We start from the raw sequence: 223 nt of genomic DNA on the forward strand, positions 1-223 counted from the left end.
GCGGCGAGCGAAATGGGAAGAGCCTGTACGTGATAGTCGGACCGATAACAGAATCCTCTGGAAATAGGAGCCATAGTGGGTGATAGCCCCGTATGTGAAATCGGACCGGTGATACTAAGCGTACGACAAGTAGGGCGGGACACGTGACATCCTGTCTGAATATGGGGGGACCATCCTCCAAGGCTAAATACTCGTAATCGACCGATAGTGAACCAGTACCGTG

General features: G+C 52.5%; 1 rRNA gene. It reads left to right on the top strand.

What is annotated here, in order from left to right:
• A 23S ribosomal RNA gene (locus tag KO538_RS29155) occupies positions 1-223 on the top strand; the annotation flags it as partial.

The organism is Janthinobacterium sp. NKUCC08_JDC, from assembly GCF_019345575.1.
In the GTDB taxonomy this organism is placed as follows: domain Bacteria; phylum Pseudomonadota; class Gammaproteobacteria; order Burkholderiales; family Burkholderiaceae_D; genus Janthinobacterium; species Janthinobacterium aestuarii.